The sequence below is a fragment of the Pseudomonas sp. TWP3-1 genome, from assembly GCF_049896625.1.
Classification (GTDB): domain Bacteria; phylum Pseudomonadota; class Gammaproteobacteria; order Pseudomonadales; family Pseudomonadaceae; genus Aquipseudomonas.
In genome coordinates this window covers 125,882-141,446 of the sequence record NZ_JAFCUQ010000015.1, presented here as the reverse complement: position 1 = coordinate 141,446, position 15,565 = coordinate 125,882, and the positions used below count along the sequence as shown (strand labels likewise).

Genomic DNA, 15,565 nt, shown 5'->3' with positions numbered 1-15,565 from the left:
GTTTAAGCCTGTTCCAACGAGGTTTCAACACGGGTGGCGGAGGCCGGGATTTTCCCTGCCGCGACCAGACGCTTGTGCTGCTCGGCTTCGATACGCTCGATCGTTTCAACCGGAACCATATAGCCCTGGTCATCACGTGCAGCGTGGATCACGAAGTACACGACAGTACCGACCAGGCTTGCGATGGCCAGCCACCAGATGTGCCAGATCATTGCGAAACCGAACACGGTCAGCAGAGCGCCCATGACCACACCGGTAGCGGTGTTGTTCGGCATGTGGATCGGCTCGTACTTGGCCGGAGCCTGGTACGCAGTACCGTTTTCCTTGGCTTCGGTGAACGGGTCGATGCAGTCAGCCTTAGGCAGCACGGCAAAGTTGTAGAACGGTGGTGGCGACGAGGTCGACCATTCCAGAGTGTGGGCATTCCACGGGTCACCGTGTTCGCACATGTTCTCTGGCTTGTTGCGGTCACGTACCGATACGTACAGCTGGATCAGTTGGCAAGCGATACCGACAGCGATCATCACCGCACCGAACATGGCAACGTACAGGTACGGTACCCACTCAGGGTTGGTGGTGGCGTTCAGACGACGGGTCATGCCCATGAAGCCCAGTACATAGAGCGGCATGAACGCGACGAAGAAACCGGTGATCCAGAACCAGAACGCTGCTTTACCCCAGCCTTCGTGCAGCTTGAAGCCGAACGCTTTCGGGAAGTAGAACGCGAAACCTGCGATGTAACCGAATACCGCGCCGCCGATGATCACGTTGTGGAAGTGAGCGATCACGAACAAGCTGTTGTGCAGAACGAAGTCAGCACCCGGAATGGCCAGCAGTACGCCGGTCATGCCGCCGATGGCGAAGGTCACCATGAAGCCCAGGGTCCACAGAACCTGGCTGGTGAAACGCAGACGGCCCTGGTAGATGGTGAACAGCCAGTTGAATAGCTTCACACCCGTCGGGATCGAAATCAGCATCGTCGCCAGACCGAAGAAGGCGTTGACGCTGGCACCCGAACCCATGGTGAAGAAGTGGTGCAGCCAAACCATGAAGCCCAGGATCGAGATTGCGCCCGATGCGTAGATCATCGAGTGGTGGCCGAACAGTTTCTTGCCGGTGAAGGCCGAGATGACTTCCGAGAAAATGCCGAATGCCGGCAGGATCAGGATGTAAACCTCAGGGTGGCCCCATGCCCAGAACAGGTTGACGTACATCATTGGATTGCCACCAAGTTCATTGGTGAAAATGTGGAAATCCATGTAACGGTCAAGCGTCAGCAGTGCCAGGGTAGCGGTCAGGATCGGGAACGAAGCCACGATCAGGACGTTGGCCCAGGTGCAGGTCCAGGTGAAGATCGGCATGTCCATCAGTTTCATGCCAGGGGTACGCATTTTCAGCACGGTAGCGAGGAAGTTGACCCCCGTCAGCGTCGTACCTAACCCGGATAGCTGTAGCGCCCAGATGTAGTAGTCCATCCCCACGCCAGGGCTGTATTGCAGACCCGACAGCGGTGGATAAGCAACCCAACCGGTCTTGGCGAATTCGCCGACGCCCAGCGACAGGTTGATCAGCACAACGCCGGACACCAGCAGCCAGAAGCTCAGGGAGTTCAGGAACGGGAACGCAACGTCACGCGCGCCGATCTGCAGCGGCACTGCAAGGTTCATCAGGCCGGTGAAGAATGGCATCGCCATGAAGATGATCATGATCACACCGTGAGCGGTGAAGATCTGGTCATAGTGTTCAGGTGGCAGGTAGCCAGGCGAACCCTCGGTGGCCATGGCCAACTGGGTACGCATCATGATGGCGTCGGCAAACCCGCGCAGCAGCATGACCATGGCGACGATGATGTACATCACGCCGATTTTCTTGTGGTCGACCGACGTCAGCCACTCGGTCCACAAGTAAGTCCACTTCTTGAAGTAGGTGATTGCAGCGAACAGCGCCACGCCACCGAGCGCGATCATGGCGATGGTAATCATCACGATCGGCTCGTGGAACGGGACCGCTTCCCAACTTAATTTACCAAACATCGTTTACTCCTCTGCCCCGGCAGCTGAATGCGAGTTCATGTCCGATCCTTGCGTCGCGGCCACTTCTTTCTCTTTCTTCTCGTGCTTCAGCGGCTTGCCCGGTTTCATGCCTTCGTACTTGTCGACGATGATCTGGAACAGGTTCGGCGTGACCGAGGAGTAGAGCTCGACTGGGTTGTTCTGGCTTGGCTTGGAAAGGGCTTCGTATTCAGCTTTTTCAAGCTGTTTAGGTGCCTTTTTGACTTCGCTGACCCAGGCGTCGAATTGCTCCTGAGTCGTAGAGATGGCTTTGAATTTCATGCCGGTGAAACCAGCGCCGCTGTAGTTGGCGGAGATACCGTCCATTTCAGCGTCACGGTTGGCAATCAGGTGCAGTTTGGTCTGCATGCCGGCCATCGCGTAGATCTGGCCGCCCAGGCCCGGGATGAAGAACGAGTTCATCACGGCGTCCGAGGTCACTTTGAAGTTAACCGGAGTGTTCGTCGGGAACACGATCTTGTTGACCGTGGCAATGCCTTGTTCCGGGTAGATGAACAGCCACTTCCAGTCCAGCGCAACCACTTCGATGGTGATCGGCTTGACGTCGGATTCAAGCGGACGATACGGGTCCAGCTCGTGGGTCGACTTGTAGGTGATGTAACCCAGGGCAATGATGATCAGTACCGGAATGGTCCAGACTGCCACTTCGATTTTGGTGGAGTGCGACCATTTCGGGGTGTACACGGCATCCTTGTTGGAGGCGCGGTACTTCCAGGCGAAGAGGAAGGTCATGACGATAACCGGCACGACGACCAACAGCATCAGCAGGGTCGCGGTGATGATCAGGTTTCGTTGTTCCAGGCCAACCTGGCCCGTGGGATTGAACAAGGTCATGTTGCAGCCTCCCAGCAACAACGTGCCGAGCAGCGGCACTAGGCCTAGTAATCTGGGGTACCTGTTTTTACTCATCTCACGACCTCTAAAGCAGCTTGCGCAATGCAGTTGGGTTTTGATCGCCAACACTTCACCCTGCCAAGGGTTGGCATTTTCTTTGGATTGAATAAGGGCCGCCCGTCTCGCGTCAGACGCTCGACAAATCCTGGGACAGCGGTGAGTTCTTATTCGAATTCGTGGTCAAAGGCCTTGTTACAGACCAATTCCATTTGGTGCGGAAAGTTGAGGCACCGACACCAGGGTGACTTACAGCCTTACGGCTGCTCGACACCCGACTTCCTGCGTAGCGCCTTATTAAAGTGTTCCTTAATAAAGGCTGAACAGTGCCGGGAATTCAGTGCGGGCGATTGTAGATAGGTAGCGCCCTATACACCATGTCTTATCCCGAAATAATTTTTATCCGTTACAGCAACAATCCATTCCGGTTTTTGCAAAAGTCGCTCATGGTATCGAAATCGATTCTCAACAAAAACACCAAAAAATGTAGGTCTACCCGCCTCAGATCAGACAGCTCTGAAAGCTTTTTCCCTGGCCGTGAATGGCGCAAGCCCCGGTAACCCGAGGCTTCTGGCTAATTGCCAGAGGTTGTTAAAACTGCCTGTTGTCGCCGCTGTGTATAAACGCCGACAAATCTGGAAACAGACCAATCCGGTTACACAGTCGCAGACCAATCCGCGCCACCGATCCGGCCCGCGACAGACCTGCTGTGACAACATGTCGCACGCCTGTCGCAACCTTCATTGCCGTTCGTCACGGTGTTTTCACAAATGCTCTGAAATGCAAAACGCCGCGCCTTCCTGACTCGGAAAGCGCGGCGTTTTGTTATATCGGCAAGCGCGCCTGAAGCTTGACTCAGCGCAAGGCTTTGCGGTTACGCGAGATCAGCAATGGCACCAGAATCACCACCAGCACGAACGCCACCAGCGCCCATTGCGCCAGCGACAGGCCGAGGATCGGCGGGTACGGCGTCGAGCAGAAACCGTCGACCTGGAAGCCCAGCGGGAAGATTTTCGCCAGCGGCAGATCATCGACAATCGGCTGCAGCACATCGATGCCGCAGCTCACTGCCGGATAGAACTGGGTGTAGACGTGATGCCCCGCCACCCCTGCCCCGGCAATCGCGCAAATCACCACCAGCACTTCGAACACCGTGAGACTGCGGCGCGTGCGCATCGCAGCGCCGATGAACGCGAACAGCGCAATCAGCAGCAACGCGTAACGCTGCAGAATGCACAGCGGGCATGGCGCCTCACCGAGCACGATTTGCATGTACAAGGCGCCGCCAATCAGCGCCAGGCAGATGATCCCCAGCAACACCAGATAGCGCCGCTCACGGCCCAACCGCATCGTTTCCTCGCTCATCGCGTTTCCCTTTCATGTCCATGGTTCAGCCGGCGGGCGGCTGAAAGTTGTCGCAAGTCTACACCGGGGGAATAAACGATAAAGCGGTTAAGAAACCATTAAGTTGTAGGGATTTTTGCCAAATCAGAACCGAGGGGCCCCCATCGCTAGCAGGCTAGCGATGGGGGCAACTCGGTCTCGAAGGTTATTCCAAAGCAGAAGCCGGGCCGAAGAACTCGTAACGGCTCTGTTTTTCCGGCACACCCAGCGTTTTCAGATGACGCTTGATCGCGCCCATGAAGCCCTTCGGCCCGAGGAAGTAGGCGTCCACATCACGCTGCTCGGGCAGCCACTGGCCCAGTTGTTCCTGACTCAACATGCCGACCTTGTCCGCCGCCGGGCTCACGCCATCATCTTCAGCGTAGCAATAGAAGCGCTTGAGTTGCGGGTGCCGCTCGGCCAGACCATCGACCCAGTCACGAAACGCATGCACGCTGCCATTGCGCGCGCAGTGGATGAAATGCACCGGACGGTCGGTTTGCAGCGCTGCTTCGAGCATCGCCAGGGTCGGCGTGATACCGACGCCGCCACTGATCAGCACCAGCGGCTTGTCGCTGGCAGTCAAAGTGAACTCGCCCGATGGCGGAAACAGTTGAATAGTCGCGCCGACGTGCAGTTGATCGTGCAAGTGATTCGACGCACGACCGTTCGGTTCGCGTTTGACGCTGATGCGGTACTGCCCCTTATCAGCCAGTGCCGACAGCGAATAGTTGCGGCGGATTTCTTCGCCGTCGAGGGTGAGTTTCATGCCGATGTACTGACCTGGCTCGGCGGCGAGGATCGGGCCTTTGTCAGCCGGTTCGAAGTAGAAGGAAATGATCTCCGCGCTCTCTTCAACCTTGTCCGCCACGATGAACTCACGCGCCCCGCGCCAGCCGCCGACTGCGTGTTCCTTCTGGTCGTAGATGGCGGTTTCGGCACCGATCAGAATGTCCGCCAGTTGCCCGTACGCCGCGCCCCAGGCGCTCATCACTTCCGGGGTGGCGATTTCATCGCCGAGCACTTCGGAGATAGCGCGCAACAGGCAGGTGCCGACGATCGGGTAGTGTTCCGGCAGGATCTGCAGGGCCACGTGTTTGTTGATGATCTTCGCCACCAGATCGCCCAACTGGTCGAGCTGATCGATGTGCCGGGCGTACATCAACACACCGTTGGCCAAGGCCCGAGGCTGGTCGCCGCTGGCTTGGTGCGCCTGGTTGAACAGCGGACGGACTTCCGGGTATTCCGAGAGCATCATGCGATAGAAGTGAGTGATCAACGCTTCACCGCCGCTTTCCAGCAGGGGCACGGTGGATTTGACGATGGCACGATCCTGGGCGCTAAGCATAAGGGTGACTCCTGAGCTATCTTGAAAGTTACCGTATGTATTCCAGTTTTCGTGCCAACTAATTTATTCATTAAAATCAATGGCTTGAAAATAAAGTAGTCATATCGACACAGATCTTCGTATAGTCGTTCTGACTACATCTTGTCTCTTTGACTACAAAACCATGTCTGCCAAATCATTGCTTACCGCCCTGCTCCCCCTGGTCTCGGACCTGTCCCGCGAACTGCCAGAGGGCGAGCGCTATCGACGCTTGCTCGAAGCCATGCGCGCCTTGTTGCCATGCGACGCCGCCGCGCTATTGCGCCTCGACGGCGAATCGCTGGTGCCACTGGCGGTGGACGGCTTGAGCACTGACACCCTCGGCCGGCGCTTCAAGGTCAGCGAGCATCCGCGCTTTGAAGTGCTGCTGGCCGGCATTGGGCCGACCCGCTTCGCCGCTGACAGCGACTTGCCTGATCCGTATGACGGACTGGTCGATGGTCTCGACGATCATCTCGAAGTCCACGATTGCCTCGGCTGCCCGTTGTTCGTCGATGAAAAACTCTGGGGCCTGATCACCCTTGATGCGCTCGACCCGGAGCGCTTTGAGCCGATCGAACTCGACGCCTTGCAAGCCTTCGCCAGCCTCGCCTCGGCGACGGTCAACGCCGCCGAACGCATTCAACGGCTGGCCACCCGCGCCGAAGACGAACATCAGCGCGCCGAGGTCTACCGTCAGGCCAGCGGCCAGCAGAACCGCGAAATGATCGGCCAGAGCAAGACCCACAAAAAACTCGTGGAAGAAATCAATCTGGTCGGCGGCAGCGACCTGACCGTGCTGATCACCGGTGAAACCGGAGTCGGCAAAGAGTTGGTGGCCCAGGCAATTCACGCCGCTTCCAAGCGCGCCGATAAACCGATCATCAGCCTCAATTGCGCCGCGCTGCCGGATACTTTGGTTGAGAGCGAGCTGTTCGGCCACGTGCGCGGCGCCTTCACCGGCGCCACCAGCGACCGACGCGGCAAGTTCGAACTGGCCAATGGCGGCACGCTGTTTCTCGACGAAGTCGGCGAGTTGTCCCTGACGGTGCAGGCCAAGCTGTTGCGCGTGTTGCAGAGCGGGCAATTGCAGCGTTTGGGTTCGGACAAGGAGCATCAGGTCGACGTGCGCCTGATCGCCGCGACCAACCGCGATCTGGCCGAGGAAGTGCGCAGCGGGCGTTACCGCGCTGACTTCTATCATCGTTTAAGCGTGTATCCGCTGCGGGTGCCGGCATTGCGTGATCGCGGGCGTGACGTGTTGTTGCTCAGCGGTTTTTTCCTCGAACAGAACCGCTCGCGCATGGGCCTGAACAGTCTGCGGCTGAATAGTGATGCCCAGGAGGCACTGCTGACCTACACCTGGCCGGGCAATGTGCGCGAACTGGAACACTTGATCGGGCGCAGTGCTCTAAAAGCGCTGGGTAACTGCAAGGTGCGGCCGAAGATTCTCAGCTTGAGCGCGGCGGATCTGGATCTGCCACGTGAGGTTGTGGATAACTTGCCGCAGGCAGCGAGTTCGATTGCCGAGGGGCCACTGATTGGCGGGGATTTGCGCGCCGCCACTGAGGAGTATCAGCGACGCTTGATCGCGGCGGCGCTGGAGCGTAATCAGGATAACTGGGCGAGCGCGGCGCGAGAGTTGGGGCTGGATCGGGCGAATCTGGGGCGGATGGCCAAGCGGCTTGGGATGAAAAGCTAAAAGCCAAAGAGCCCCTCACCCTAACCCTCTCCCCGAGGGAGAGGGGACTGATCGGGGGATTCTGGAGATCTACATCGACCTGATCTTGCTTCCCCGAATCCATAATCGGCTCGGTTCTTCAGGTCGATGTATGACGCAAAACACCTCGGTCAGCCCCCTCTCCCTCCGGGAGAGGGCTGGGGTGAGGGGCTTAGGATCTGAGCGTCAGCCGACGACCGACCTAAAGCCCACCCCTTTAACGCCGATAACCCGGCATCAATAGTTTTCTGGCGATTCCCACCCTCGCCCATCACCTTTTCCACAGAAGGTTTTTATGTCCTCCACCAAAGCCCGCGCAGATTCACTTTCGCTTCTGCTGTTTACCTTGCGCAGCGGCAAGCTGATGGCGATCAACCTGCTTAAAGTCAGTGAAATCATTCCCTGCCCGCCGCTGACCAAGCTGCCGGAGTCGCACCCGCACGTCAAAGGCATCGCCACCTTGCGCGGCGCGGCGCTCTCGGTCATCGACCTCAGTCGGGCGATTGGCGAGCGGCCGTTGGAAGATCCGAATGGCGGCTGCCTGATCGTCACCGATGTCAGCCGATCGAAGCAGGGTCTGCACGTGCAGGCCGTGAGCAAGATCGTGCATTGCCTGACCACCGACATCAAACCGCCGCCGTTCGGTTCGGGAGGCTCGCGCGCTTACATCACTGGCGTGACATCGGTCGACGGTACGCTGGTACAAGTGCTGGATATCGAAAAAGTCATCCACAGCATCGCGCCGGCGCAAATTGAAATGGCCCCGACCGATCTGAGCATGCAAGACGCCGAAGTGCTGGGGAACGCGCGGATTCTGGTGGTCGATGACAGTCAAGTGGCGCTGCAGCAATCGGTGCACACCCTGCGCAACCTGGGCCTGCAGTGCCACACCGCACGCAGCGCCAAGGAAGCTATCGATTGCCTGCTCGATCTGCAAGGCACCGCGCAGCAGATCAACCTGATCGTCTCCGATATCGAAATGTCCGAAATGGACGGTTACGCCTTCACCCGCACCCTGCGTGAAACTCCGGATTTCGCCCACCTGTATGTGCTGCTGCACACCTCGCTGGACAGCGCGATGAACGGTGAAAAGGCGCGACTGGCCGGCGCCAATGGCGTGCTGACCAAGTTTTCCTCACCGGAACTGACTCACTGCCTGATCGAAGCGGCCAAACACGTCGCCGCCCAGGGTCACTGAGTTGTGGCCGAGACATTCTGCTTTTTGATGCGGCGCGACCTTGTTAAGGACGTGCCGGCCATCGACTGGCCTGAAGAGTTTGAACTCAGCACCTACCGCGCCGAACTGGCGCCAGCCGTGCACAGCTTGATGGAGCTTGGCTACCGCGAAGGCGGCGGTCGGGTGCCGGCGCTGGATGTGTGGCAGCAGCGCTTTGAACGCGATCCTGAATATGATCCGACGTTATGTTTCATCGCTCGCGATGCCGAGGGTATTGTCGGTGTGGCGCAGTGCTGGACCAGTTCGTATATCAAGAATCTGGTGGTGCATCCCCGGGCTCAGGGCCGGGGATTGGGCAGATTATTGCTGCTGCATGCGTTCAGGACATTTCAGCAACGGCGCGAAGGCTTTGTTGATCTGAAGGTACTGGAAGACAACCGACGGGCACAAAGCCTGTATGAAAGTGCCGGGATGTACGTAGTCCGCCGCGAATTGGTGCCGGAGTGAAAAACTAAACAACCGCGATAGACTCCAACCTTGGCCATTACCAAGGATGCCAACCATGAAAGCCATCGCCCTCAGCCTGTTCTGCCTCATCGCCCTCGCCCCACTGGCCCACGCCTCAAGCCCCGACGCCTGGGCCGCCTACGACAAAGCCGTGCTCGCCAGTTGCACCAAGGCCAGCGGTTTGAAAAACGCCAAACCAGTCGGCAACGCTGCGCAATTCGATGACCGCGTCGGCTACACCGCCCTGTTGCTGCAAGGGCAATACCCGCAAAAACACATGAAGGGCCAGCAAGGTAGCGAGCTGTGTCTGTACAACAAAAAAAGCAAAACCGCATACGTCACCGAGTGGGACTCGATCCGGCCCACCGCCAAGCCTTGAACGAGTGGCGCACAACTTGCTTCAACCCGCGTCTGTACGGCGACTTAATGTCGCCGATTCACACATCGGTTGAAGATTGATCGCTCAATGAATACGACGTTTTCCTGCGTAGGCTGCGGCAAATGCTGCACCGATCACCACGTTCCGCTGACCCTGGCCGAAGCGCGCATGTGGGCCAACGACGGCGGCCAGGTGATCGTGCTGGTCGAAGCCTTCCTCAGCAACGGCCTCGGCCTGCCCGCAGCGCAGCGCGAACACGCCGAACGCCGTTCACAGGTCGTACGCAGCGGCGCTTCAGACGCGCACGTTGCGATCACCTTCGCCGCTTACAACGTTGGCCCCTGCCGGAATCTTGACGAAGACAAGCTGTGCCGAATCTACGAACGTCGGCCGCTGGTGTGTCGCATTTATCCTGCGGAAATCAATCCGCACATCCCGCTCAACCCCGCTGCCAAGGATTGCCCGCCGGAGTCCTGGGAACAGGGGCCGGAGTTGATTGTTGGCGGCGAGTTGGTGGATCAGGAGCTTGTGCGATTGATCGAGCGTTCGCGTCAGGCGGATCGCGATGACATTCAGATCAAGGACTTGATCTGCCAGGCGCTGGGGATTCGGACTACGGCGCTCAAGGGCGATGGGTTTACTGCGTATCTGCCGGATATGGCTGCGTTTGCTTCGGTGATTGATCAGGTCACGGCACTGCCAGTTGCTGCTGCGAACAGCGAATGGCAATTCCATGTGTCCGGCGAAGATATTGCCGGACAACTCCTGGCGGCGGGCGCGCAAGTCGTGACCGAACCTGCGCAGATCTACGCCTTCATCTCGCTACGAGCGGGATGATCAATCAGCGCTTGCCCATCGAACGACGGGTGCCCGATGGCGCCACACCCGGAATCTTGGCGTGACGGTCACCGTCCTTGCCCTTGAAAGGCTCCTGCTTGGCGGCTTTGGCTGCCGCTAACTCGCCCGGTTTGAACGGGAACTTGAAAGCCGGGATTACCGGTTTGGTTGCGCTGGTTTCGGTCAGCTCGGCCGGGACATCGCTCACGGCGTCGTCGATTGGGGAAGTCATGAAAGCTCCGGGAAGCAAAAAGTCGGGCCCGGTAGGTGAGCCGCGAAAGCGCGCAGTATACCTGCGCGCGCGAAATTTAGAGTCCCAAAAAGGGAACGACCGGTCCCTTTTTGGGACTGGGCGACTAGTGGAACAATCCATCATTCGCTGAAACATTCCGAGTGACCGGGCGGGCCTTATCGCTAGCAGGCTAGCTCACACAGTTTGGATTTGGGTGCATTCAGTTAGAGATTGGTCGGCTGTCAGGCCGCCATCGCTGGCAAGCCAGCTCCCACAGTAGTAATTCGCGTACGACCCATGCGGCGAAGCCGCCCCACTCAACACAATGAGCGTTAGCTCGAGTACCGCTCTTGATCTACAGCGCCCATCGGCAGGCTGAGTGGAGGGGTTCATTCGGGGTAGGCGCGCAGCGCCGTTCGACGCAGTCGAACACATCGAGAGGAGGTGCAGCGCAGCAAACCGGAGGCGATGCCCCGGATGAACCCCGGAGCGAAGGAACCCCGAGCCTAAGCGAGCGGGCCGAACGTCAGGGTAAAAGACCTTTGGTTACTTTGGGGCGTTTGCCAAAGTGACCCGCCGTCAGGGCGGAACCATAACCCGCAACAACCGCAGCAACGGATATGCCCCCAGAACCAAAAGCCCAAACTGACAGCCAGGACAGCCAGCCGTCACCCTCCCGACCCCCAAACAAGTTTATAAAGAACCATCCCGCCCAAACTCCGTCCCCTGGCGCCCAACAGCATGCAAATCCAAAAAACCAAAGCCCTGCTCGCCACCCTGTTGATCGCCATCGCAGCCGGGGCCCTCTGGCTAACCCTGAAACCCGCCCCAACCAAACTGGCAGCGCCCACCGCAATCCCGGTGCGAGTCATCACCGTCAGTGAAAAAGACGTCCCCCGCTACACCAGCGGCATCGGCTCGGTCCTGTCCCTGCACAGCGTCGTGGTACGCCCACAAGTCGACGGCATCCTCACCAAAATTCTGGTCAAAGAAGGCCAGCTTGTAACCAAAGGCGACCTGCTAGCGACCATCGACGACCGCTCGATCCGCGCCAGCCTTGACCAGACCCGCGCCCAACTCGGCGAAAGCCAGGCGCAACTGCAAGTCGCTCAAGTCAATCTCAAACGCTACAAACTGCTCAGCGTCGACGACGGCATATCCAAACAGACCTACGACCAGCAACAAGCCCTGGTCAACCAGCTCAAAGCCACCGCCCAAGGCAATCAAGCGTCGATTGACGCCGCACAGGTTCAACTGTCCTACACGCAGATCCGCTCCCCGGTCACCGGCCGGGTCGGGATTCGTACCGTCGACGAGGGCAATTTCCTGCGCATGACCGACACCCAAGGCCTGTTCAGCGTGACCCAGATCGATCCGATCGCCGTCGAGTTCTCGCTGCCGCAGCAGATGCTGCCAACCCTGCAGGGACTGATCGGCGATCCACAGCGCGCGCAGGTCAAGGCTTACATCGGTGCCGATACCGATGGCGAAACCGGCAACCTGCTTGGCGAAGGTCACCTGACCCTGATCGACAACCAGATCAACGCCAATACCGGCACCATCCGCGCCAAGGCCGAATTCAACAATCCGAACCAGAAACTCTGGCCCGGCCTGCTGGTGACGGTAAAAATTCAGACAGCGCTGGATAAAGATGCGCTGGTAGTGCCGCCCACCGTCGTACAACGTGGCCTCGATCAACACTTCGTGTACCGGGTCAACGGCGGCAAGGTTGAAGCGGTGCAAGTGCAGATGGTTTATCAGGGCAGCGGTCAGGACATCATCAAAGGCGTGAACCCCGGCGACGTATTGGTCAGCGACGGCCAGTCAAGGCTCAAGCCCGGTTCGACCGTGCAGGTCATGACCGAGCCGCCGCAAGTGGTGCAAGCGGAGCCGAAACCATGAAGCAGCACAAAGGGATCTCGACCTGGTGCATCGACCACCCGGTGGCGACCATTTTGCTGACCATCGCACTGGTGCTGGTCGGCATCATTGCCTTCCCGCGCTTGCCGATTGCCCCACTGCCGGAAGCGGAATTTCCTACGATTCAGGTTTCGGCACAATTGCCCGGCGCCAGCCCGGACACCATGGCCTCGTCGGTCGCAACGCCGCTTGAGGTGCAATTCAGCGCCATTCCCGGCATGAGCCAAATGACCTCCAGCAGTGCCTTGGGCTCAACCCTGCTGACGCTGCAGTTTTCTCTCGACAAGAGCATCGACACCGCCGCGCAAGAAGTGCAGGCCGCGATCAACACCGCCGCCGGCAAACTGCCGAAAGACATGCCGACCCTGCCCACATGGAAGAAGGTCAACCCGGCCGACAGCCCGGTGCTGATCCTCAGCATCAGCTCAACGTTGATGCCCGGTACCGAACTCAGCGATCTGGTGGAAACCCTGCTCGCCCGTCAGATCAGTCAGATCGACGGCGTAGGCCAAATCAACATCACCGGTCAGCAACGTCCCGCGATCCGCGTGCAGGCCTCGGCGGACAAACTGGCCGCCATCGGCCTGACCCTCGCTGACATTCGCGTGGCGATCCAGCAGACCAGCCTCAACCTCGCCAAAGGTGCGTTGTATGGCGAGTCGAGCATTTCCACGCTGTCGACCAACGACCAGTTATTCCACCCCGAGGAATACAGCCAGCTCATCGTTTCCTACAAGGATGGCGCCCCGGTTCACCTCAAGGATGTCGCGAAAGTCGTCAACGGTTCGGAAGATGCCTACGTGCAAGCGTGGGCCGGCGATCAACCGGGGGTCAATCTGGTGATCTCGCGTCAGCCGGGCGCCAACATCGTCGAGACCGTCGACCGGATTCAAGCCGCGCTGCCCGGTCTGGAAGCCATGCTGCCGGCCTCGGTGCAGGTCAAAGTGCTGATCGACCGCACCCAGACCATCCGCGCCTCATTACATGAGGTGGAAATCACCCTGCTGATTGCGGTGCTGTTGGTGGTCGCGGTGATGGCGCTGTTCCTGCGTCAGTTGTCGGCGACGCTGATTGTGTCGGCGGTGCTCGGCGTGTCGCTGACCGCGAGTTTCGCGTTGATGTACCTGCTGGGCTTCAGCCTGAACAACCTGACGCTGGTGGCCATCGTGGTTGCGGTCGGGTTTGTGGTCGACGATGCGATCGTGGTGGTGGAAAACATTCACCGTCATCTGGAGGCCGGCGACGACATGCGCGAGGCCGCGATCAAGGGTGCCGGCGAGATCGGCTTCACAGTGGTCTCGATCAGTTTCTCGCTGGTGGCGGCGTTTATTCCGCTGCTGTTCATGGGCGGCGTGGTCGGGCGCTTGTTCAAGGAGTTCGCGCTGACCGCCACTTCGACGATTCTGATTTCAGTGGTGGTGTCGCTGACCTTGGCGCCTACCCTCGCCGCACTGTTCATGCGCAAACCGGTGCATCACGCTCGCGCCAAACCAGGCTTCAGTGAACGCCTGCTCGGCTGGTACGAGAGAGGCCTGCGCCGCGCCCTCGCCCATCAGACATTGATGATCGGCGTGTTCGGTTTGTCGGTGGCGCTGGCGATCGGCGGTTATGTGCTTATCCCCAAGGGTTTCTTCCCGGTGCAGGACACGGGTTTTGTACTCGGCACCACCGAAGCCGCTGCGGACATTTCCTACGGCGACATGGTGAAAAAACACCTGGCCATGGCCGAAATCGTCGCCGCTGATCCGGCGGTGCAAGCGTTCTCGCATTCGGTTGGCGTGTCCGGCAGCAACCAGACCATCGCCAACGGCCGTTTCTGGATCGCCCTGAAAAAACGCGGCGACCGCGATGTATCCGCCAGCCAGTTCATCGACCGGATTCGTCCGCAACTGATGAAAGTCCCCGGCATCGTGCTTTACCTGCGCGCCGGTCAGGACATCAACCTCAGCTCCGGCCCGAGCCGCGCGCAGTATCAATACGTCCTCAAAAGCAACGATGGCCCGACCCTCGCCACCTGGACCCAGCGCCTCACCGAAAAGCTGCGCAGCAACCCGGCGTTCCGCGACATTTCCAACGACCTGCAACTGGGCGGCAGCATCACCCACATCAGCATCGACCGCAGTGCCGCCGCGCGTTTCGGCCTGACCGCGAGTGATGTCGACGAGGCGCTCTACGATGCGTTCGGCCAGCGGCAGATCAATGAATTCCAGACCCAGGTCAACCAGTACAACGTGATACTGGAGCTGGACACCAAACAGCGCGGCAAGGCCGAAAGCCTGAATTATTTCTACCTGCGCTCGCCGCTCAGCGGGGAAATGGTGCCGCTGTCGGCGCTGGCCAGGTTCGACGCACCGACCATCGGCCCGTTGTCGATCGCGCATGACGGCATGTTCCCGGCCGCCAACATGTCGTTCAACCTCGCGCCCGGTGTCGCGTTGGGCGATGCGGTGATTTTGCTCAATCAGGCCAAGGCCGAAATCGGCATGCCGACCGCGATCAGCGGCAATTTCCAGGGCGCAGCGCAGGCGTTTCAGAGTTCGCTGAAAAGTCAGCCGTGGCTGATTCTCGCGGCGCTGGTGGCGGTGTACATCATTCTCGGCGTGCTCTACGAGAGCTTCGTGCATCCACTGACGATCATTTCGACGCTGCCGGCGGCGGGCCTCGGCGCGGTGATCATGCTGTGGATCTGCGGCCAGGACTTTTCAATCATGGCGCTGATCGGGCTGGTGCTGCTGATCGGCATCGTCAAGAAGAACGGCATTCTGATGATCGACTTCGCCCTCGAAGCTCAGCGCGAGCGCGGTATGTCACCGCAGGATGCAATTTTCGAAGCATGCATCACCCGGTTCCGACCGATCATCATGACCACGCTGGCCGCGCTGCTCGGCGCTTTGCCGTTGATGTTCGGCTACGGGCCTGGCGCTGAATTGCGCCAGCCGCTGGGCATTGCGGTGGTTGGCGGATTGTTGGTCAGTCAGGCGCTGACGCTGTTCACCACGCCGGTCATATACTTGTGGCTTGAGCGACTTTTCCATAGACCCAAAGCCGCGCCCGTAGCGGCGTTGGCGACCACAGACTGAG

12 protein-coding genes are annotated in these 15,565 nt (G+C 59.2%); 7 read left to right on the top strand and 5 right to left on the bottom strand.

Going from position 1 to position 15,565, the window contains the following annotated elements:
* Positions 1–2 precede the first annotated feature (2 nt).
* From cyoB to hmpA, 4 genes are all read right to left on the bottom strand, one after another.
* A complete protein-coding gene (gene cyoB / locus ACP7BN_RS20250; protein WP_426205793.1) occupies positions 3–2,033 on the bottom strand; it encodes a cytochrome o ubiquinol oxidase subunit I in 2,031 nt (676 codons plus the stop codon).
* Between the two features lie 3 nt (positions 2,034–2,036).
* Entirely contained in the window at positions 2,037–2,981 is a 945-nt protein-coding gene (gene cyoA, locus ACP7BN_RS20245; RefSeq protein ID WP_420650872.1) for a ubiquinol oxidase subunit II, read from the bottom strand.
* 837 nt (positions 2,982–3,818) lie between these two features.
* On the bottom strand, positions 3,819–4,328 hold the full coding sequence (locus ACP7BN_RS20240) for a disulfide bond formation protein B (RefSeq protein WP_426205792.1): 510 nt from the start codon (positions 4,326–4,328) through the stop codon (positions 3,819–3,821).
* A gap of 184 nt (positions 4,329–4,512) precedes the next feature.
* Positions 4,513–5,694: an NO-inducible flavohemoprotein gene (gene hmpA, locus ACP7BN_RS20235; RefSeq protein WP_426205791.1), complete on the bottom strand. Its 1,182-nt coding sequence runs from the start codon at positions 5,692–5,694 to the stop codon at positions 4,513–4,515.
* Positions 5,695–5,857: 163 nt separating this feature from the next.
* Here hmpA and norR point away from each other — a divergent pair, with 163 nt between their 5' ends.
* From norR to ACP7BN_RS20210, 5 genes are all read left to right on the top strand, one after another.
* Positions 5,858–7,414 (top strand): nitric oxide reductase transcriptional regulator NorR, encoded by a 1,557-nt coding sequence (gene norR, locus ACP7BN_RS20230; protein WP_420650869.1) that lies wholly within the window; start codon positions 5,858–5,860, stop codon positions 7,412–7,414.
* 313 nt (positions 7,415–7,727) lie between these two features.
* Complete coding sequence (locus tag ACP7BN_RS20225; protein ID WP_426205790.1) at positions 7,728–8,630, top strand: chemotaxis protein CheV; 903 nt, start codon at positions 7,728–7,730, stop codon at positions 8,628–8,630.
* A 27-nt stretch (positions 8,631–8,657) separates the two neighbouring features.
* Positions 8,658–9,116, top strand: coding sequence for a GNAT family N-acetyltransferase (locus ACP7BN_RS20220; RefSeq protein WP_426205789.1), 459 nt, complete (start codon positions 8,658–8,660; stop codon positions 9,114–9,116).
* 55 nt (positions 9,117–9,171) lie between these two features.
* On the top strand, positions 9,172–9,495 hold the full coding sequence (locus ACP7BN_RS20215; RefSeq protein ID WP_426205788.1) for a hypothetical protein: 324 nt from the start codon (positions 9,172–9,174) through the stop codon (positions 9,493–9,495).
* An 87-nt stretch (positions 9,496–9,582) separates the two neighbouring features.
* Positions 9,583–10,332, top strand: a complete 750-nt coding sequence (locus ACP7BN_RS20210) for a YkgJ family cysteine cluster protein (protein WP_426205787.1) — start codon at positions 9,583–9,585, stop codon at positions 10,330–10,332.
* A gap of 4 nt (positions 10,333–10,336) precedes the next feature.
* On the opposite strand, the gene ACP7BN_RS20205 is transcribed toward ACP7BN_RS20210, so the two are convergent.
* A complete protein-coding gene (locus ACP7BN_RS20205) occupies positions 10,337–10,564 on the bottom strand; it encodes a hypothetical protein (protein ID WP_426205786.1) in 228 nt (75 codons plus the stop codon).
* Between the two features lie 741 nt (positions 10,565–11,305).
* On the opposite strand from ACP7BN_RS20205, the gene ACP7BN_RS20200 reads away from it, so the two are divergent.
* Together ACP7BN_RS20200 and ACP7BN_RS20195 are read left to right on the top strand one after the other, a co-directional pair.
* Complete coding sequence (locus ACP7BN_RS20200) at positions 11,306–12,466, top strand: efflux RND transporter periplasmic adaptor subunit (protein WP_426205785.1); 1,161 nt, start codon at positions 11,306–11,308, stop codon at positions 12,464–12,466.
* Entirely contained in the window at positions 12,463–15,564 is a 3,102-nt protein-coding gene (locus ACP7BN_RS20195) for a multidrug efflux RND transporter permease subunit (protein WP_426205784.1), read from the top strand. The genes ACP7BN_RS20200 and ACP7BN_RS20195 overlap by 4 nt, the downstream gene beginning before the upstream one ends.
* Position 15,565 lies beyond the last annotated feature (1 nt).